The organism is Mangrovimonas sp. ST2L15 (assembly GCF_001280515.1).
GTDB lineage: Bacteria > Bacteroidota > Bacteroidia > Flavobacteriales > Flavobacteriaceae > Mangrovimonas > Mangrovimonas futianensis.
The window spans coordinates 703,008-723,268 of sequence record NZ_LBIQ01000030.1 but is presented as its reverse complement, the minus strand read 5'-3'; the positions used below and the strand labels follow the sequence as shown (position 1 = coordinate 723,268).

The 20,261-nt window shown below is 36.5% G+C and carries 15 protein-coding genes; 6 read left to right on the top strand and 9 right to left on the bottom strand.

Annotation, left to right across the window (positions count from 1 at the left end):
- Positions 1-2 precede the first annotated feature (2 nt).
- From ZA07_RS07055 to ZA07_RS07040, 4 genes are all read left to right on the top strand, one after another.
- The gene (locus tag ZA07_RS07055) at positions 3-329 is read left to right on the top strand and encodes a DUF59 domain-containing protein (protein ID WP_053971007.1); all 327 of its coding nucleotides are present in this window, start codon (positions 3-5) and stop codon (positions 327-329) included.
- Between the two features lie 13 nt (positions 330-342).
- On the top strand, positions 343-2,178 hold the full coding sequence (locus ZA07_RS07050) for an ABC transporter ATP-binding protein (protein ID WP_053971006.1): 1,836 nt from the start codon (positions 343-345) through the stop codon (positions 2,176-2,178).
- 18 nt (positions 2,179-2,196) lie between these two features.
- Entirely contained in the window at positions 2,197-2,700 is a 504-nt protein-coding gene (locus ZA07_RS07045) for a DUF2480 family protein (protein ID WP_053971005.1), read from the top strand.
- Between the two features lie 77 nt (positions 2,701-2,777).
- Positions 2,778-3,716 carry a DUF3078 domain-containing protein gene (locus ZA07_RS07040; RefSeq protein ID WP_053971004.1) on the top strand — a complete coding sequence of 313 codons (939 nt, stop codon included), beginning with the start codon at positions 2,778-2,780 and terminating at the stop codon, positions 3,714-3,716.
- A 44-nt stretch (positions 3,717-3,760) separates the two neighbouring features.
- Here the strand turns inward: ZA07_RS07040 and hflX are convergent, their stop codons facing one another.
- A complete protein-coding gene (hflX, locus tag ZA07_RS07035) occupies positions 3,761-4,975 on the bottom strand; it encodes a GTPase HflX (RefSeq protein WP_053971003.1) in 1,215 nt (404 codons plus the stop codon).
- A gap of 108 nt (positions 4,976-5,083) precedes the next feature.
- On the opposite strand from hflX, the gene ZA07_RS07030 reads away from it, so the two are divergent.
- On the top strand, positions 5,084-6,037 hold the full coding sequence (locus ZA07_RS07030; protein ID WP_053971002.1) for an endonuclease: 954 nt from the start codon (positions 5,084-5,086) through the stop codon (positions 6,035-6,037).
- A gap of 53 nt (positions 6,038-6,090) precedes the next feature.
- Here the strand turns inward: ZA07_RS07030 and ZA07_RS07025 are convergent, their stop codons facing one another.
- Positions 6,091-7,413: a DUF5689 domain-containing protein gene (locus ZA07_RS07025; RefSeq protein ID WP_197276710.1), complete on the bottom strand. Its 1,323-nt coding sequence runs from the start codon at positions 7,411-7,413 to the stop codon at positions 6,091-6,093.
- A gap of 11 nt (positions 7,414-7,424) precedes the next feature.
- Positions 7,425-10,205, bottom strand: coding sequence for a TonB-dependent receptor (locus ZA07_RS07020; protein ID WP_053971000.1), 2,781 nt, complete (start codon positions 10,203-10,205; stop codon positions 7,425-7,427).
- Positions 10,206-10,344: 139 nt separating this feature from the next.
- Between ZA07_RS07020 and ZA07_RS07015 the strand changes: the two genes are divergently transcribed.
- Positions 10,345-11,403: an endonuclease gene (locus tag ZA07_RS07015; protein WP_053970999.1), complete on the top strand. Its 1,059-nt coding sequence runs from the start codon at positions 10,345-10,347 to the stop codon at positions 11,401-11,403.
- 56 nt (positions 11,404-11,459) lie between these two features.
- Here the strand turns inward: ZA07_RS07015 and ZA07_RS07010 are convergent, their stop codons facing one another.
- From ZA07_RS07010 to ZA07_RS06985, 6 genes are all read right to left on the bottom strand, one after another.
- A complete protein-coding gene (locus ZA07_RS07010; RefSeq protein ID WP_053970998.1) occupies positions 11,460-11,900 on the bottom strand; it encodes a hypothetical protein in 441 nt (146 codons plus the stop codon).
- A 101-nt stretch (positions 11,901-12,001) separates the two neighbouring features.
- Complete coding sequence (locus ZA07_RS07005) at positions 12,002-13,669, bottom strand: choice-of-anchor J domain-containing protein (RefSeq protein WP_053970997.1); 1,668 nt, start codon at positions 13,667-13,669, stop codon at positions 12,002-12,004.
- Between the two features lie 12 nt (positions 13,670-13,681).
- Positions 13,682-16,216, bottom strand: a complete 2,535-nt coding sequence (locus ZA07_RS07000; RefSeq protein WP_053972080.1) for a TonB-dependent receptor — start codon at positions 16,214-16,216, stop codon at positions 13,682-13,684.
- A 182-nt stretch (positions 16,217-16,398) separates the two neighbouring features.
- Entirely contained in the window at positions 16,399-18,045 is a 1,647-nt protein-coding gene (pgi, locus tag ZA07_RS06995; RefSeq protein ID WP_053970996.1) for a glucose-6-phosphate isomerase, read from the bottom strand.
- Between the two features lie 3 nt (positions 18,046-18,048).
- Complete coding sequence (locus ZA07_RS06990; protein WP_053970995.1) at positions 18,049-19,380, bottom strand: peptidoglycan DD-metalloendopeptidase family protein; 1,332 nt, start codon at positions 19,378-19,380, stop codon at positions 18,049-18,051.
- A complete protein-coding gene (locus ZA07_RS06985) occupies positions 19,338-20,261 on the bottom strand; it encodes a tryptophan 2,3-dioxygenase family protein (protein ID WP_053972079.1) in 924 nt (307 codons plus the stop codon). The genes ZA07_RS06990 and ZA07_RS06985 overlap by 43 nt, the downstream gene beginning before the upstream one ends.

Below are 20,261 nucleotides of genomic sequence, written 5' to 3'. Positions count from 1 at the left end.
GTATGAGCAATTCCACTATAGATACAAATGCTCTCGGAGAACAGATAGTCAAGGTTTTAAAAACTATTTTTGACCCTGAAATTCCAGTAGACATATATGAATTGGGATTAATTTATGATGTCTTTGTCAATGAAGATTATGACGTTAAAATCCTGATGACCTTAACCACTCCCAACTGCCCAGTTGCAGAAACATTACCCATGGAAGTGGAGGAAAAAATAAAATCATTAGATCAGGTTAATAGTGCCGAGGTAGAAATCACTTTTGACCCACCTTGGAGCCAAGATTTAATGAGTGAAGAAGCAAAATTAGAGCTAGGGATGCTTTAATATCATTCTTTGAATGCCCAGACATATACCAAAATCCTTACAAGAGGATCAAAAAACTAATTTAAAATCGTCTTTTAACGCCTTAGCTTACATTCCACGGTTCTTCAAAGAAATCTGGAATGTAAACAAAGGATTGTTTTTATGGACAGCGGTTTGCCGGTTAATAGGAGCATTATTACCCGTTATTATCCTTTGGGTAGGCAAACTGATTATTGACGAAATTGTCACCCAAACCAATCTTGAAATTACAGATTATAGTCAACTCTGGACTTATGTGATTATCGAGTTTATTCTGGTCATCCTTTCTGACCTGATTAGTCGTGCTATTTCCCTAACCGATGGTCTTTTAGGGGACGAATACAATATTACCACTTCTGTCAAAATCATTAAAAAAACACATCAAGTAGATATCAGTCTTTTAGAAAACTCTGAATTCTATGACAAACTGGAACGTGCCAGAACGCAAACCACAGGCAGGGTTGGATTGATGTCAAATGTTTTGGGACAAGCTCAAGGATTGATTTCCATCATATCCTTAGTGGCTGGGTTGATTTATTTTGAGCCTTTATTAATCATCCTTTTGGTTTTAAGTATTATTCCCTCATTTATCAATGAAGTTAAATTTAGTCAGCAACAATATTCCTTAGCTAGAAGTTGGACTTCAGAGCGCCGTGAATTGGACTATTTGAGATACATTGGAGCCAATGACAAAACGGCCAAAGAAATCAAACTCTTTGGACTTACAGATTTTCTGGTTAATCGTTTTTCAACGCTTTCCCATTTATACTACAAACTGAATAGAAAACTCGCCATCAAACGGTCATCTTACGGCTTTTTATTTAATGTTTTAGGGTCGCTAAGTTATTATGCAGCCTATACATTTATCATCTACAGAGTGCTTTCAGGGGTCATCACTCTGGGTGAATTGACCTTTCTTTCAGGGTCTTTCAATAGATTAACAAAGAACCTTCAAGATTTCTTCTCTCGATTTACAAGAATATCAGAAAGCGCCTTATACCTTAAGGATTATTTTGATTTCATTGATATTTCCATTTCTTCAACGACTGAAGAAGACATGCCTCTTCCCCAAAAAATAGAAAGCGGATTCGAATTCAGAAACGTTCATTTTTCATACCCCGAATCGGAAATCGAAATTTTAAAGGGCATCGACTTCCAACTCAAAGCAGGAGAAAAACTTGCCTTCGTAGGCCAGAATGGCGCAGGAAAAACGACCTTGATTAAATTACTTTTAAGATTCTACGAACCCACCTCTGGAGAAATCTTGCTAGATGGAATAAATATCAATCGTTTCAACAAAGCAGCGTATCAAGAGTATTTTGGCGTGATCTTTCAGGACTTTTTCAAATATGAATTTACGCTCAAAGAGAACATTGCCATAGGTGACATTGAGGAACTTGAAAACCAAAATAAAATAGAGAATGCAGCATTATTAAGCTTAGCTAATGAAGTGGTTGATTCCCTAGTAGATGGATATAATCAACAATTAGGAAAACGATTTGTAAGTGGTATGGAATTATCCGGAGGACAGTGGCAGAAAGTAGCCTTAGCCAGAGCCTATATGAAAGATGCCAAGGTTATGATTTTAGACGAACCAACCTCCGCATTGGATGCTAGAGCAGAGAGTGATGTTTTTGAACGCTTTATTGGATTGACGAAAGGAAAAACCAGCATCATCATTTCCCATAGATTTAGTACGGTAAGACAAGCTGATCGCATTCTGGTTCTAGAAGAGGGTAAAGTTTTAGAGATAGGCCCTCACGAGGAATTGATGACGAATCAAAAACTGTATGCCGAACTGTTTACATTGCAAGCGGAAGGCTATAAGTAATTTATGTAACTTTGTACCATGTCAGGAGAAATTGTTAATCGCGTAGCAAACAGCAAACTAAAAACTTTGGATTTGGAGGAATTCTATCCAAAAGGCAACAGAATTTTATTTGATATTAAAGACTGGTTGTTTCAAGAAATCATTCTAAAAGAAAAAGATTTTAGGACTTTTGTAGAAGCTCACGATTGGAGCCAATATCAGGACACATACGTGGCACTTAGCTGTTCGGCAGATGCCATTATTCCATCTTGGGCTTATCTTTTATTGACCACCAAACTGCAACCATTTGCTAAAAAAATTGTGGTTGGCAGCCTTGAATTATTGGAAACCGTTATTTTTCAAGAAGTCATCAATGAATTGGAATTGGATGAGTTTGCAGACAAACCAGTCATCATTAAAGGATGCTCTGACAAACCCATACCCGATTCGGCTTACACACTTTTAATTTCCAAATTGCAACCAGTGGCTAAATCTTTAATGTTTGGGGAAGCTTGTTCCACTGTTCCTTTATACAAAAAATAATCTAAGTACTTTATTTAGAGCCATTAGGCAAAAATGGTTATTTTTGAACCATCATTTATTACATATAATATATATTTATGAAAAAGCTATTACTATCATTTTCTTTGCTGTGTTTTTCGATTGCAGCAAATGCCCAAACCTTAGAAGAACTTAAAGCTGAAAAAGCCTCAAAACAAGACTCCATTGACGCCTTACAGTCAAAAGTCGATGATTTACAATCCCAGATTGACAAATTTCCAGGTTGGAAGTTTGGTGCACTTGGTACCATAGGTGGGAGTTGGTCAGAATTTAGTAATTGGTATGCCCAAGGATCGCCGAATAATGCTTCAGGGAATATCAATATTACCTTTAACCCGCACGCCAAATTGGATCGAGAAAAATATTTTTGGTACAACCAAGCCAACCTTAATTTAGGCTGGGTGAAATTTGATGACAAAGATGACCCAACCGATGAAGAAGGATGGAGAGAAGCTGTAGATGTTTTTAACGTTACCTCACTATTTGGCTACAAGCTGTCTTCAAAGCTAGCAGCATCTACCTTAGGGGAATACAGAACAACTCTTTTAAACAATTTTAACGATCCAGGGTATTTGGATTTAGGGGTTGGTGTTACTTGGACACCTATATCCAATTTAGTCGTTGTGGTACATCCAATAAACTATAACTTCGTTTTTGCAGATAATGATGCCATTTTTGATTCATCTTTAGGTGCTAAAATTGTGGCCAATTATACCAGAACGATGAATAAATTTAAGTTCATGTCAAACCTTTCCGCTTTTCAAAGTTACAAGAGTTCAGATCTATCTAATTGGACGTGGATTAACTCGGCTAGCTATTCCATTTGGAAAGGCATTGGGGTAGGTTTTGAAATCGGCTTAAGAGGTAACAAGCAAGAGGCAGTTAACTACGCCTTGGATAATTGGACCGTAGAGTCAGGAGAGCCTGTTCCTGATTTTGACAACGTTGATAACAAAATTCAATATTACTCTACTTTCGGGATTAGCTATTCCTTCTAAAAGAAAGAGTTTAAATAAAAAAACACGCCAATTGGCGTGTTTTTTTATTCAGTAAATTCGTTGTAATCGGGATATAAAAAATGGTTGTACGGAAATCTGGTGATATGTATTTTCCTTACTTCATTATACACCTTAGCTCTAAAATCCTCTAGATTATTTCGATTTAGTGCCGAGATAAACAAAGCATTGTCTCCTATTCTACCCATCCACGTTTTTTTCCATTCATCTAAGGAATAATTCGCTTTGGTTCTTTCAGTCATTAAGTCTTCCTTATCATAAGGCTCAGGCTCATAGGCATCAATTTTATTGAAAACCATTATCGTTGGTTTATCAATACTTTCTATTTCACCAAGAATCTTATTCACAGATTCAATATGTTCTTCAAAATTAGGATGTGAAATATCTACCACATGAAGCAGTAAATCAGCCTCCCGAACCTCATCCAAGGTACTTTTAAAAGACTCTACCAACTGCGTTGGCAGCTTTCTAATAAATCCAACAGTATCACTTAACAAAAATGGTAGGTTCCCTATAACGACTTTCCTAACCGTTGTATCCAAGGTGGCAAACAATTTGTTCTCTGCAAATACTTCACTCTTACTTATGACGTTCATTAAAGTCGATTTCCCAACGTTGGTATATCCTACCAACGCCACACGAACCATTTGTCCGCGATTCCCCCTTTGAACAGCCATCTGCTTATCAATGGTTTTAATCTTCTCCTTTAAAAGCGATATTTTATCCCTTACAATACGTCTATCCGTCTCAATTTCCGTTTCACCAGGACCACGCATACCAATCCCCCCTTTTTGACGCTCTAAGTGTGTCCACATACCTTTTAATCTAGGAAGCAGATACTCACATTGCGCTAATTCTACCTGAGTTCTTGCATAACTGGTTTGGGCTCTTTGTGCAAAAATATCCAAGATTAAATTGGTTCGATCCAACACTTTACAATTAAGCATCTTGCTGATGTTCCTTTCCTGTGCCGGAGATAATTCATCATCAAAAATGGCAGTTCCCACTTCATTCTCCTTAATAAATTCCTGCACCTCTTCCATCTTACCCTTCCCAATAAAAGTCTTTGGATTGGGCATCTCCAATTTTTGTGTAAACCGTTTTACAACTTCTCCGCCAGCGGTATAAGTTAAAAACTCCAATTCATCTAAATACTCCTTGGACTTTGCCTCATCCTGTTCTTGGTTTACGATACCAATCAAAACGGCCTTTTCTAAGTCTATGTCCTTCTTTTCTAGCATATATCATTAATATACGACAAAGTTACAAGGATTAAATCAAATTTTTTAAAATTGCCCACTGATATATCTGTATCTTTATAAGTACAACCATTTTGCAATCAAAGGGACATGCCTTCATTTCACAATAAAAAACAATATACCGTTGCCTTTTATAACCTTGAAAACCTTTTTGACACCTATGATGATGAACTGACCCAAGACAATGAATTTCTTCCTGATTCGGTTAAAAAATGGACGTTTAAAAGATATCTGAACAAGCTTAGAAAATTAGGATTTGCTATTTCCCAGATAGGTGAGAACGAAACTGGATTCCCTCCTGCTTTGGTAGGTTTATCTGAAGTGGAGAATGAATTAGTGTTAAGAGATTTAATTAGCTCCCAACACTTGGCTCACATTCATTATGATTTTGTTCATTTTGATTCTCCAGATGAACGTGGCATTGACGTGGCCTTATTGTATAATAAAAAGGTATTCCATAAACTAAAAGCCTCAAGACATGCACTTGACATATTCAATGTAGATGGGGAAAAAGATTATACACGAGATATCCTACATGTATCGGGTCTATTTGATGGTGAAAAAGTACATGTTATTGTGAATCATTGGCCATCCCGACGTGAAGGCCTTGAAGAATCCAATATCAAAAGAATGGCAGCTTCCAATAAGTTAATCGAAATAATGGAGACGATTTTATATGAAGAGCCTGAAGCCAAATTTATCATCTTGGGAGATTTCAATGATAACCCCGACACAGAAAGTATTAAAAATTTGGTGAACAATCAGGATTTGTTCAATCCTATGGAACAAGTTTATAGCAAGAGTCGCGGCACCACACGACATGACTTTGTTTGGGATTTATTTGATCAAATTATTTTGAGTACGTCTTTTTTTGAAAGAATACCAGGAACATTGACCTATCTAAAGGCTGATATTTTTGATGAAGACTTCCTAAAATTATTTAGGGGACCTTTTAAAGGGGAACCTTTTCGAACCTATGTAGGCACCAAATACAAAGGGGGCTATAGTGATCATTTTCCGGTTTATCTTATACTTCATAAATAAAAAAAGCCCGATTGTTTAATCGGGCTTTTTTTTATTCTTTTAATAATCCTTCCTTATGGAACAAAAACTTTTACGTTATCAACTTCCCAAGTAGAAGAAGCCGAAGTTGTTGATGTGTATTTAAAAGCAATATATAAATTACCTCCAGCCGCGGCCGAAACATCAATGTCACCAGAATCAGTCCAGCTCCAACTTCCTGCTGATAAAGTAGCAGATAGAGGCGTCCAATCACCATCTGTATTAGGATCTCCCCCAGAGTAATTGGTTGCCATATAAACCTCTAATAAATTTCCATTATAGTTTTTAGCAGTTTGAAAATTAAGAATAGCCTCGGTTACTCCAGTCAAATCAATAGCAGGAGAGATTAACCAATCTTCATTTTCGTGATTTCCACCACTATAACCTGACATAGCAGCACAATAACCTGGGTTCCCATAAGAATTTGGAATCCAAACTTGAGACCCAATGACATTATAAGCTGTCCAAGTTGTGAATCCCGTTTCAAAAAACTCTTCAAACAAAGGATCACAGCGCTCACCATCAAAGGCTACATCTTCTGTATCTCTAATGAACAACTGATAATCACTATTGTATTTACTGAAAACAGCCGTTACGGTTCCTCTTCCTGTTGGGAACAACTGACTTTTGAAAGCAGCAAATCCACTGTTTCTAATAATGATTTGAGAATCATCTCCACAATTCTTCAAATATCTATTTACCGTGTAAGTGTCATCAGCATTAGCATATGGTAAACCTACTTCCTCGCTTCTTAATTGCATATCGTCAATTTGTACCAATAGATTTAAATTGGCATCTGTATAGGCTCCTGGAGTAATAACTTTAGGAACGATTTCTGCAACTTCTGTAGAGCGAATGATATAATCAGTATAAGTAACGGCAGGAATTCTTTCTACGCTTGTCCCGTTAATGGTCCCTATATGAAGGACCCCATTTTGATTCTCCATACCCAATCCGTTTAATTTCACATAAACCTTACGTCCAGGCTTGTATAAATCATATAACGTAGGATCATCGATATCAATTTGAATACCTGCAACTGGATTTTCAGGTTCATCCTGAATAATCAAAGTTTTATAGAAGTTACCAGCCTCATCATTAGAAATCACATACCCTTCTAACACTAAATCGTTTCCTTGTTCATCAAAATCTACAATAGCATCAGTACTGGAATCGTACATACTTTTCACAATAGAAATCGTTGTGGTTGCAGAAATATTAGGCTCTTGAGCATCTCCAACGTTGGGGATGCTATAATCATCGTCATTTACGCAAGATGTCAACACAGTTAGAGCCATGATAGACATCAAACTAAATAATTTAGTTGTTTTCATAAAGCTTGAAGTTATATTTTTCATAATCATTTTTTTTAGAATCTAAAGTATACATTTACAAAGTAGGTAGCTCCCCTACCATACCAATATTTGGAACCAAAAATAGGTGTATCCCTACTTTCATCTGCCAAAAGTTCTCTATAGTTTGCATTTCGGCCTTGTTCAAACCCTCCAGTCTTGTAAACTTCGTCCAAAAGGTTGTTAACACTAGCAAAGAAACCAATGTAATAGTCATCTATCTTCCAAGATTTACCTCCTATTAAATTTACGGTAAAATAGTCATCAAATTCCTCTTGTCTTAACAATTCTCTAGCCACTTCTTGGTCATAATCATCAAAAGGAATTTCATCAACTGGGTTTAAATAAAAGTTTCTGGTTCTTGTTAAAGGTGCAACATCTACATAGGTATTGGTAAAATAATTTACGGTAGCTCCAAACCACCAGTAATCTGGGTCACGATATTCAAAACCTAAGGAGGCTGCGGTTTGAGGACCACTTGCCAATTTGTAATCTTTTAGATTTGATTGTCCTACAATCACATCCCTATCATTGGAAGACAAGATAAGATTGGGATTATTGTCATAGGTAAAATTACCTAAAGCGGCGACCCCTTTCAATTTCAAGGTTGGTAAAACTTGTGCCTCAATCCCTAATTCTGCACCCAAATATCTCTTATCAACACCTTGTAAAGTTTCGCTAACAAATTCTGCTACATCATCAAATCCGATGACCCCATCAGCATAATAAAAAGAGACCTCATTGGCATCTTCTATTTTGTTGTAGTAACCTGTAAGCTTTGCATTTATTATAGGTGATCTATAGACATAGCTTGCATCAAAGGCTGTAATTTTCTCTTCTGTTATATTTGGGATAATATTATTGTTCACCCTAGAATTTGAAAAAGTGTTTCTCAAATTAGGCGCTTTAGCTTGATATCCCGCATTTGCATTTATCAAATGCTTCCCTGAAATTTTAAAGGTGAATCCTGCTTTAGCTCCTAAACCAGTAAAATCGAGTTCTTCACTTTTTCCGAAAGAGTTTTCAGCATTGGAACCATTTCTATACAAGCCTTCTCTGTAATAATTGGTTTTACCAACATTTCCTGCCACATAAAAATCAACTCTGTTATATTTAAATTTGGCTTGAGCATATGCAGAAATAATATCAGCATGGAGATTATAATTATATCTAAATTTATCTCCAACACCTACAGTACGAAATGGATTGTTCATGTCACTTTGCTGTCTGTCTGGATCAGATTCAAACGTATCTACATCCAGATAGCTATTACCTCCCAATAGATCAAGAACTTCAGCAAAATTTTCTGATTTCAATTTTCTATAAGTCAAACCTCCATTTAAAAGGATGTTTTGGTTAATTTCTGAACTTAAAATAGTATTTGCAGTAAATTGAGAATCATCTGTTCTGTCTTCGTAAAGAATATATGTAGAATGACCACCCACATTTTCTAAATTATGTTGGTACATATCCGTCCAATTTATCTGACCGTCATTTATAAAATCCTGTCCATACAAATAGGCATTTTCATAATTAGGACCATCATCCAATCCTAACCAGAAACTAGGAAGCTTTTGGTAATAAGCCGGACTTGGATTAGAACCGCCTCCTACAGCTACTCCAGCATCATTCAATCTCGAACCATTCCAGTCTAAACGGCTGTTACCAATTTTTCCAAATTGGTAACCTATGTTGGTATTTAATTTGGTTTTCTCAGTGATATCCCAATAATGGTTCAACATAAAGATGGGCTCTTCAATCGTCTTGATTCGAGAGTTTCTCTTATCTCCATCTTGCCAACCCCAATATTCATTGTATTTAATTCCTTTTAAATCATATACCTCCTGGGTATTTGGAGATGATTTCCCCCTTCTGTTTGGGGCGTACATAGACGTAAAATTTATAGAATGCTTATCTCCTAGTTTCTTTTCTATAGAGGTAAAGAAGGAATTAGCATCATAAAGGGTGGCGTCTTGGAAGCCCTCATTACCCCAACGTCTACCTACGGCAAACACCATAGACCAACCTCCATTTAGTTCTCCAGTAGCATAACTACCGATTACCCTATTCGTATAACTGCGGTTTGATGAAGAGTAGGTTACACGACCACCTTGACGATATCTCGAGGCTCTAACATTAAGGTTATTTGTTCCTATAAATCCACCAAAATTATAATCTGAAGGCTGAAGACCCGTGGTTAACTCCTGATTTCTTAAGACATCGTTTAAACCTCCCCAATTACTCCATTGTGGTCTGCCATCATATAATTTATTCATTTCAATCCCATTGATCAAAACACTACCGTTCTCAGAATCCATACCCCGAACCCTAAAAAAGGAAGAGCTGAATTCAAAAGCTGCCGTTCGCTGATACACATCTTGGGATGATTGCAATAAACCCGATATGTTATCGGCACCGCTGGTATCATTGTTTAGTTCGTCATCAGATAAAGTAATGGTAAATAAATCGACCGTATCTGTGACGTCTATATCTAAAATCATATCAGAAATATCTACGATACTTCCTTCATTTACCACAATAGGGTACCTTTTGGGAGCATACCCGTTTTTTGTGAGCCTAAGCATTTGCTCACCTAATGGGACATTTTGTGAAAAAACAAACTCCCCTTTCGCATCAGTTTGGGTTTGTTGTCCTGTTTCTTCAATAGTAATAGTAACTTCGGGAAGAGGTTCATTGGTTGCTGCATCCTTTACACTACCTTTTATCAAGGTGCTTTGCGCAAAAGTAAAGGCCAATGAAAAAAATCCCGCTAAAAAAATCAATAAGCGTTTTTTCATGTTAGAATTTAAGATTAATAACTTCTTATGCGTTAAGTAATAATTAATTAAAGCGCCCAAATTTACATTATTTATGATAAATATCTACATTTGGCCCGACAATTGTATTTTGGTAACCTAAAGTTAACTTATTGATTAGATGAAATTACACATTATCCTATTTTACTGCCTTTTTTTGGCCATTGGAACAAGCAAACTTAATGCTCAAGAAAAAAAGACTTATAAAATTCATACCATTGCGTTCTACAATCTGGAAAACCTGTTTGACACCATTAATGACACTTCAAAATTTGATGAAGCCAGTCCAATCATGGAAATGAAAGGAGATATTGAGACGGTATACAAAAAGAAAGTCCACAACATGGCTCGAGTACTATCAGATATCGGTTTGGATGACACCCATAACTCTCCAGTAATTATTGGAATATCTGAAGTTGAAAACAGACAAGTTATTGAAGACTTGATCAATGATCCCCTACTTTTAGGAAGAGATTATGGCATTATACACTATGACTCTCCAGATGCTAGAGGAATTGATGTAGCTATGCTTTACCAAAAAAAGTTTTTCACTCCTTTACATACAAGCTCTCACGAATTGAAAATTTATGATGACAATTCCCGAAAGCGTGTTTATACTCGTGACCAACTATTGGTCAGCGGGACTCTAGAAGGTGACATGATTCATGTACTAGTTAATCACTGGCCTTCTAGAAGTGGTGGTGAAGCTAGAAGTCGACCAAAACGTGTTGCGGCCGCCAAATTGAGTAAAAAGATTATTGATTCATTGCAAACCGATGATCCCTATGCGAAAATTTTCCTGATGGGCGACTTGAATGACGACCCAACAAATGAAAGTGTCAAAAAAGTACTAAATGCCGAAAAAGACCGAGACAAGGTAGAGTTTAAAGGCATTTACAACCCCTATGAGAGCTTTTATCGAAAAGGACTAGGTACAACGGCCTATAGAGACGCTTGGAGCTTGTTTGATCAAATTTTAATCTCAAAGCCTTTATTAGACAAAGACTTTTCAACCTTTAAATTTTATCAGGCAGGTATTTACAATAAGAACTACTTGGTAGGAAAGTATGGAAGGTATAAAGGATATCCTTTAAGGAGCTTTGCAGATGGTGGATTCACCGATGGTTTTAGTGATCACTTTCCCGTATATGTCTATGTGATTAAAGAAATATCTGAATAAAAATCTCATCCTTATAGTTAATAAAAAAGTCGCCTTAAAAGCGACTTTTTTATTTGTTAAGCCATCCAAACATCCCAAGGAATTCTGGATAAAAGTAGAATCAAAGCGAATAAATAAAAGATGGCAACCGTATTGAATTTGGACTTAGAAACCAATTTCTTTTTATGTTTTGAGTAACCCATAGTTATCAGTACAATGGCAATGATATTAACTAAAGGATGCTCCACCAAATATAATCTTAACAATGCGTTTTTCATAACACCTCCCATACCTAGTTCGCTAAACATACTTAAGCGTGGTGACACAAAATAAAGCACCAACCCAATCAATAACTGAATATGGGAAACGATTAAGGTGAACAGTGAAATTCTAAAATCAAGAGCTTTATATTCTCTATCTCCTAGAGCCTTGATAATACTGTTTACTACGGCAACTGTAAGTACGGTCAATACCAAATAAGCCCAATAGGAATGTAAATTTTGTACAATGTCATACATGTGTTTAACTGTTTAAGATGAGAAAACAAAAATACTAATTAAAATGTATAAAAAAACCTCTTCATTTTGAAGAGGTTTTTTGTTTTATTAGCACAGGATTATTAATTTAAAATCCACTCTCCACCCTCTTTAATAAAAGCAAAGCTCTCTACTGCACTACTTCCGTTATATATATCATAACTTAAAACATATTTTTGACCTTCCTCAGCAGATGGCGCAATTACATTTCCAAGTAAATCCGTTAAAACTGTAATCATCATGTCATCAGTCCAACCAGAACTACCTCCTGTTCTATTAAAGTTACCATAGGTAGCAAGATTACCAGCTGCCGATTCAAACCCTGAAACCGATGCATAAGTTGTAGCCACGTAATCATAATCTGAAGCCGTTAAAGTATACTGAATCGTATTATCTGGAACCCACTCCACACCGTCATGCCCAAACTGCAACGTAGTAGCCACTGTTGTTTCATGGGGTGTCCACATTCCATCAATTACAGTATATAGGTTTCCTCTAGTTTGAACTGCACCAGCAGAACTTGAGTAATACTTATATATAACAATCATTTGATCCTCCTCTTGAGCATATGGGTAAGTTATGCTTAAGAATGTTGGAATATAGCTGTCTGCAGGCACAGAACTACTGAAATTATTGTATTGTCCTGGTTGACCAGAAGCTGTTCCCATAGAGTCATAATCAGCTGAACTTAAGTAATAAACTCCCTCGGCAGATTCCCATCCATCTGTTGTATATACAAAGTATTCTCCTTTAGAATCATAGTCTCCAGAAACACCCAAAGCTTTGATTAGTACCTGGTCAATTTCCCATGAAGCAGCTTCACTAGTATTTGATTCATACTTAAAAGCAACGTTAATGATTTCACCATCATAAGCGGATAAATCATAATCTTCGGATAATACGAACGTCCAGTTATTTCCTTCAGGAGCATTTGCCAATGTAATTTCTTCCCAAGTTGCAGCAGCAGGATCACCAGAATAATCTGAAGACACTAAAATGGTCAACAATCCTAAATCTGAAGCGTAATTGATTGCTTGATTAATTTGAAATCTGATATCAGATTCCCCATCAAGGTCAATAGGTGTTGAAATCAACCAATCTTCGTTGTCTTGAGCTCCACCATCATAACCACTCATAAAAGCATATTCAACTCCTCCAAATGAAGCAGTTTCCCATATTTGGTCTCCTAAAACATTGATTGTTTCAAAGCCTTCTAAATCTCCATTAAAATGAAATTCTTCAATAACGGCTAAACCTACATCTGGGGTTTCCGTATAATGGTTATAGGTTGCTAAAACCATTTGCCCTTCTACTGGATTGGCGATTTGTGTTCCTAGAATATCAATAATAGCTTCAGTAGCATTGGTATCTGGGTAAAAACCAAATGCGTCACTTCCCGTGGTTGCGTAATCGGCTGTAGTTAATTCATATACCTCAGCACCTGTATAATCACTTACGCCTTCAGCATTACCAATATATAAATTATATCCAACCAAAACAGAAGATCCTGCACCCCAATAAGGATACATGTCAGCTAGTAAACCTGGTATTAATTCTTTCGCTTGATCTTCAGAATCGAAACTACCAAAACCCAATTCTAACTCTTCATAATCCTCATCGGTTAGCGTATATTCAGCAGAACCTACTACTGGATTATCAACAGAGTCTATATCATTATGGATGTCCTCCATAGGGTTACACCCTACTAAGACCAGTCCAACAATCATTAATGCATTAATTATTCTTTTCATAATACAGTTTTTTTAAAAGTTAATTTTAGCCCCAACGGTAAATGTTCTTCCAGCTCCATACCAGACTAAAGATGTATATGCGTCTGAATTTGTTCCATCAAGTGCATCTGAAATATACTCAGTATTAAAAACATTGTTCATTCTTGCAGAAAGGGTTGCTTCAAATGGACCAAAATCAAATCCATGACTAATACCCGCATCAAACAATCCATAAGCTGGCATTTCCCATGCTTCAGGTGCTGTTTCATCACCTCTATCACTAGGGTCAAAATCGGCGTACAAATTGTCATAATAATTATAATCAATTAAAATATTAGTCCTAGGTAATACTCTATAATTAAGACCTAAAGCAAAAGTAGTTTGGGCCGCATCTGCTACATGTACATCCTCTATATAAATATCAACGGTATCAACCAACTCTTGTTGCTCATCTCTAATTTCAACATTTTCAATATTGTCTTCCCATCTCCAGTCTCCAAAAGAAGCCATCCCTGTTAGAGTTAAATCATCCCAAGGTCTATATGCAAAATCTATTTCAATACCTTGGTGAATAGCATTTACCCCAAGAATATTGGCAAAACCAGTCTCATCTTCAGATAATTGGAAGGTTCTGGTTTCTGTTCTATCTCTCCAAGCCGTTCTATAAAGGTTGACGTTGGCAGATAGTTTTTCACTTCTAAATCCATACCCCAACTCAAAACTTAAAATCTTTTGATTTTCTGCATTTTCATTGATTTCAGTGTTATTAAAGTTAATGAATACCGCATCAAATCCTGGTGCCTTTTCAAAATAACCAATGTTAGCAAAGACATTATGGTTATCTGTTAAGTTGTAGTTTGCACCACCTTTAACTTGATACCCAAAGAAATTATATCTGTCTGTTTCCCTTAAAGGATCATCAACAGTATATTGGAAATAGTCAATTCTTTTATATGAGGTATTTGAGGCTGCTAAAGAAACAAATCCAGCCAATTTATCTTTAGAATACTCTAATTGACCAAAAAATCCTAACCAACCCACTTTACCATCGTTATAATAGTTGAACTTATCTCCAACCTGTAAAGCTGCGTTTGGATTGTTTACATCACTATTATCAGCCCAATATTGACCTCCTAATAGATCTGTTACCTCATAAAAATGTGATCCTGTATAATCTCTAAAATCTAAACCTCCTAATAATACTAAATTGTCTGTAAGGTCTGTTTTGTAAGTTGATAAAACGCCATACCAGTTATGGTCATTTCTAGATGCTCTTAAAATAGATTCTGATCCCTCAGCTCCATTTGCAATGTTCTCATCAACGATTCTATCTAGATCAACAGGACCCAATGGACCAATTCTATAGGCGGGATTGGTAAATTTATTTTCCCCACGGGTTCCTCCACCCCCTCCAGATCCAAAGGAAGCATAAACAGCTGTAGATAAACTTGATTTTTCGCTAATATTCCAATAATGGTTTAACGACAATTGTGGTTTGTGATAAAAGTTGTCTTCTATATGAGTAACCTCACCATTTTTATATCCCCAATCAGAATTGTATTTAATACCGCTTTCACTAGCTCTGTAAGTGGAAATTAAATGTCTATTTTGACGCTGACCGTGACGTTGTTTAGCACCGAAAGCAGTAAATGATAAGGTATGTTGGTCATTAAACTTTTGCGATAAATTCACAAAATAAGACAATGCGTTAAACTCTGTTCCATCCACATATCCATCACCATCAGTTTTGGCAGCAGATACAGTTGCAGCAAATCCATTGTCAAACAATCCTGTAGAATAAGTAACCCCTAATTTTCTATAACCATCATTACCTAAAGTGGTGTAAAAATTACCTCCGGCTTCAACATCAGTTGTTTTGGTAAGAATGTTAATGGTTCCCCCAATTGATGGTACAGCTACCTTAGAAGCTCCTAAACCTCTTTGAACCTGCATTGAACTTGTTACATCACTTAAACCAGCCCAGTTGCTCCAATAAACTACACCATTTTCCATGTCGTTTACCGGCACTCCATTGATCAAAACGGCTACGTTTTCTGAACTGAACCCCCTTAAGTTGATTCGACCATCTCCAAAACCACCTCCAGCTCTGGTAGCATATACCCCTGGTGTGGATTTTAAAATCTCAGGGAATTCCTGATTCCCTAATTTCAATTCAATTTCTTTGGCTTTAATAGTTGAAACCGCCACTGGAGTTTCTCTATCTACAGCCACCGAGGCTATAATTCTAACCTCACTAAGACCAAACTCACTGACTTGCATTGTAATATTGCCCAAATTAGAAGTTCCAGAAACAGGTATTTCCTGAGTTAAATACCCGATAAACGAAACAACCAGCACAGCATCATTTGATTTGGTTGTAATACTAAAGTTTCCATCAAAATCGGTGGAAACTCCATTGGTTGTGCCTTTTTCTACAACATTTACACCAGGCATCGGTGCATTCATTTCAGCGTCAATGATTGTTCCAGTAACAGTCGATTGCGCCATCGTAAATGCAGAAAACAAAATTGCTCCTACAAGAAAAATTAATCTAGTAATGTTCTTCATGTTAATTAAGAAATTGGTTTCTAAATTTTTTCGCAAAATTACATAACTAATTAGTTCAAACATTATGAAATAGTTAATTATGCATGCATATTAATTATTTAACTAAATGCCTGATTAAATTATAGATAAATCGGGGAAAACACTGATGAAATTTATAAAAAAGTCAACAGTTTAATTAACAATTAATTAAGATTTTTCTTGAAGTGTTTGATTAAACCTGAAGTTGACGGGTCATGAGCTCCAACATCTTGTGATTTTAAATCTTTTAAAACATTGTTAGCCAATTGCTTACCTAACTCAACTCCAAATTGATCGTAACTGAAAATATTCCAAATAACACCTTGTACAAAGATGCGATGTTCATACAAAGCAATCAGTTTTCCAAGGCTTTCTGGGGTTAATTTGTTAATAAATAAAGTAGTAGTAGGCTTATTTCCTTCAAAAACTTTGAAAGGAAAAAGCTCTTTAACCGTGTCTAGGCTCTCATTTTTTTCCTTAAATTCCTGAAAAACCTCTTCAGAAGTTTTACCGTTCATAAGTGCTTCTGTTTGCGCAATAAAATTGGAAATAAGTTTTTCCTGGTGGTCCTGGTCACCATGAAGAGCGTTTACAAATCCAATAAAATCAGCCGGAATTAACTTAGTCCCTTGATGAATTAATTGAAAAAAGGCATGTTGCGCATTGGTTCCAGGTTCTCCCCAAATAACAGTCCCAGTTTGATAATTCACCTTTTGGCCATTTCTGTCAATATATTTTCCGTTACTCTCCATAATACCTTGCTGCAAGTAAGTAGCAAATTGATTCAAATATTGAGTATAAGGAATGACTGCTTCGCTTTCAGAACCAAAGAAATTATTATACCATACCGTCAAAAGTCCAAGAACAACCGGAATGTTATCTTCAAAAGGAGTGGTTTTAAAATGTTCATCCATTTTATTTGCTCCAGACAGCAACGCATCGAAATGCTCAAAACCTACAGATAGACTGATAGATAGTCCCACAGCACTCCAAAGTGAAAAACGACCACCTACCCAATCCCACATTGGGAAAATATTACTCTCAGCAATACCAAACTCTTGAACTTTTTCAATATTGGTAGATACAGCTACAAAATGATCTGCTACAGCTTCTTCTGGTTGAGTCAACAAAAACCAATTTCTTATGGTTGTTGCATTAGATATCGTTTCTTGAGTTGTAAATGTTTTAGAAACAATTACAAATAGAGTCGTTTCTGGATCCAAGTGCTTAATTACTTCATTCACATGATCACCATCAACATTACTCACAAAATGGGTTGTTAAATGGTTTTGATAAAAGGATAAGGCTTCTACAACCATTGCTGGTCCTAAATCTGAACCACCAATACCAATATTAACCACATCTGTAAATGCTTTACCTGAATGGCCTTTTCTATTTCCTGATATTACATCATCAGAAAATTTCTTTATTTGATCCTTAACGGCGAATACCTCTGGCATGACATTTTTACCATCAACAAAAACCTCATCGCTTTGTTTCGCTCTTAAGGCCGTATGCAAAACAGCACGCTTTTCAGTCTCATTAATTTCCTCTCCCAAAAAATAGGCGTTCATGGCCTCTTTAAGTTTAACCTCATCAGCTAACTCCATCAACAAAGAAAAAGTTTCCTCTGTGATTCGATTTTTGGAATAATCAACATAAAAATCCTCCCATTGAATTGTCATTTTTGAGGCTCTCGCTGCGTCTTCTGCAAAGAGCTCTTTAAGATGTAATCCTTTTACGGTTTCAAAATGACCTGACAGCTTAGACCAAGCTTTGGTTTCGGTTGGGTTTATTTTAGGTAATGCCATTTATTAATGTGCCTGACTGATTAAATTTTCATCTGAGTTTTCAAAAAGAACGTCTTCCTCTGCGGGAACTTCTTTGAAAGGAATGCGATCCAATTGCTCTTTCAAAGGCTGTATAAAAGCCAAATAAGAAGTTTTCAAGCTATCTGCAATAGGTTCAGCTGCAGGAAGCTTTTGTCTAAAGGGATCCACCTGAACCCCATTTTTCCAAAATCTATAGCAAACATGCGGCCCAGAGGTGTTTCCTGTCATTCCTACCCAGCCTATCACATCTCCCTGCTTCACAAATTGCCCAACTTTCACATTTTGCTTTTTCATGTGCAGGTATTGGGTGCTATAGGTCGCGTTATGCTTGATTTTGACGTAATTTCCGTTTCCTCTCGTATAAGCCGATTTGATAACCGTACCGTTGGCAGTGGCTCGAATAGGAGTACCTATATCGGCAGCAAAGTCTGTCCCTTTATGCGGACGAATTTTATTGCCATAAAGAGCAATACGACGCCTTAGGTTATAACGTGAGGAAATTCTTTTATATTCTACTGGAGCTTTTAGGAAGGCTCGTCGTAAATTATTTGCTTCTTCATTGAAGTAATCAGAAAGCCCTTTAATACTGTCTGTCTCATACTCAAAGGCATAAAAAGGTTCACCATTGTGTTCAAAAAATGCGGCTTTTACATCGGCAATTCCTGCATAAATGGAATCATCAATATACTTATCTGTGTAAATAACCTTGAAGCGATCTCCCTTTTGTAGCCTTCTAAAGTCAATGGTCCATGCATAAATGTCATCGGCCAATTTAAAGGTCAACCTAGGACTGATTCCTAAATCCTCCAAGGTTTCAGAAATGCTACTGGTTATAACCCCAGCGACTTCCTTTTCAACATAGGTAACAGGCTTTCTATTTGTGTAAGCATGAATGGAATCTTGGAAATTGACCACCACATACTCTTCTTTATTAGGCTGATAAATAAAACATTTTGGCTCCTGCAAGGTATCTTTAGAGCAAAGCAAGGTATAGGGCTTCCCTATTTGTAGTTTGGTGATATCGAAACTAGATTTGGCTCCCTCAGCAATTTGAAAGATTTTAGGATATCCTAATCTATTGCGTTCCATAATAACGCCAAAACTGTCTCCAGACCGGACAGTATCCCTTTTAACAACATAATCATTAAGATTGAACCCAAACTCAAAAGTGTCTTCGGGTTCTACAATGGCTATTTCTTCGGTTTCCTCAATAGGGAGAGACTCTTTCTTTTTACCGCAACTAGTTACCAGTAAGGCGGCTGTTAAAAAAGTTAGACATTTTCTCCCCAGTGCTTCAATTCTTCTTTGGTCCATAAATCCGGAAAAAATATTCTTCTTTGATATTTGGGATGCATATACTTGACCCATTCGCTTCCACCCGTGGCTTCTGCTGTTTTACCACCAATGTTTAAATAATGATTGGCCGTATTATAGTGCGCCATGACCCATTTGATATTAACAGTTTGGTCATAATGACGCATTGCATCGATTAAACTCTTGTCTTCTTTAACACTGTCTGGAAGCTCTTTGAACTTAGTCCAGAGGTTATGTGTATTATAGAATTCCGCAAATCTAATAAATTCATCTTTGTATTTCTCTTCAAAAGCTGTTAATGTATAACTTTTTTTGCCTGTTTTGTAGTCCTTACCTGCTGCTTGCCAATATAAATGCTCCAAAGCGTATTCAAATGAGGTATTTCTATCTATGGTTTCCCTAAACCTGTGGTCTATCAGATTAATCAATTCAGTAGATGCAAATTCTATTTTACGGTACTGGGCACTTTGGAAACCACTAGCAGGGGTTAAAGTATGTCTAAATTTATTGTACTGCTCCACTTCCATCCCATCCTTCATAATATTAAAGGACGAAGTCAACATATCGAAATACCTACTGATTCTCATCAGTTTTTCAGTAAATAATTCGGCAGAAATATTTGGTTCCTTGGCTACTTGATCAATTTCCCATAAAATCATTTTAAATAGGAGTTCATTGATTTGATGGTACATTATAAAAACCATCTCATCTGGAAGAACAGTGCGTTGCACTTGCAAGTTTAAAAGGGCATCTGTCTGAATGTAATCCCAATAATTAATGAGTTTCCCATAAAGCAACCCTTCCAAATGGGCATCTACATCCTGACCCAAATTTTTATATTTCTCTTCTAATTGGCTGGTTATATCTTTTTTAGTTTCCAT

Coding starts and splice junctions, on each gene's coding strand:
- ZA07_RS07050 (WP_053971006.1), top strand. CDS start 343: ATGCCCAGACATATACCAAAATCCTTACAAGAGGATCAAAAAACTAAT.
- ZA07_RS07020 (WP_053971000.1), bottom strand. CDS start 10,205: ATGAAAAAACGCTTATTGATTTTTTTAGCGGGATTTTTTTCATTGGCC.
- ZA07_RS07025 (WP_197276710.1), bottom strand. CDS start 7,413: ATGAAAAATATAACTTCAAGCTTTATGAAAACAACTAAATTATTTAGT.
- ZA07_RS07045 (WP_053971005.1), top strand. CDS start 2,197: ATGTCAGGAGAAATTGTTAATCGCGTAGCAAACAGCAAACTAAAAACT.
- ZA07_RS07015 (WP_053970999.1), top strand. CDS start 10,345: ATGAAATTACACATTATCCTATTTTACTGCCTTTTTTTGGCCATTGGA.
- ZA07_RS07040 (WP_053971004.1), top strand. CDS start 2,778: ATGAAAAAGCTATTACTATCATTTTCTTTGCTGTGTTTTTCGATTGCA.
- ZA07_RS06990 (WP_053970995.1), bottom strand. CDS start 19,380: ATGGACCAAAGAAGAATTGAAGCACTGGGGAGAAAATGTCTAACTTTT.
- pgi (WP_053970996.1), bottom strand. CDS start 18,045: ATGGCATTACCTAAAATAAACCCAACCGAAACCAAAGCTTGGTCTAAG.
- ZA07_RS07055 (WP_053971007.1), top strand. CDS start 3: ATGAGCAATTCCACTATAGATACAAATGCTCTCGGAGAACAGATAGTC.
- ZA07_RS07005 (WP_053970997.1), bottom strand. CDS start 13,669: ATGAAAAGAATAATTAATGCATTAATGATTGTTGGACTGGTCTTAGTA.
- ZA07_RS07000 (WP_053972080.1), bottom strand. CDS start 16,216: ATGAAGAACATTACTAGATTAATTTTTCTTGTAGGAGCAATTTTGTTT.
- ZA07_RS07010 (WP_053970998.1), bottom strand. CDS start 11,900: ATGTATGACATTGTACAAAATTTACATTCCTATTGGGCTTATTTGGTA.
- ZA07_RS07030 (WP_053971002.1), top strand. CDS start 5,084: ATGCCTTCATTTCACAATAAAAAACAATATACCGTTGCCTTTTATAAC.
- ZA07_RS06985 (WP_053972079.1), bottom strand. CDS start 20,261: ATGGAAACTAAAAAAGATATAACCAGCCAATTAGAAGAGAAATATAAA.
- hflX (WP_053971003.1), bottom strand. CDS start 4,975: ATGCTAGAAAAGAAGGACATAGACTTAGAAAAGGCCGTTTTGATTGGT.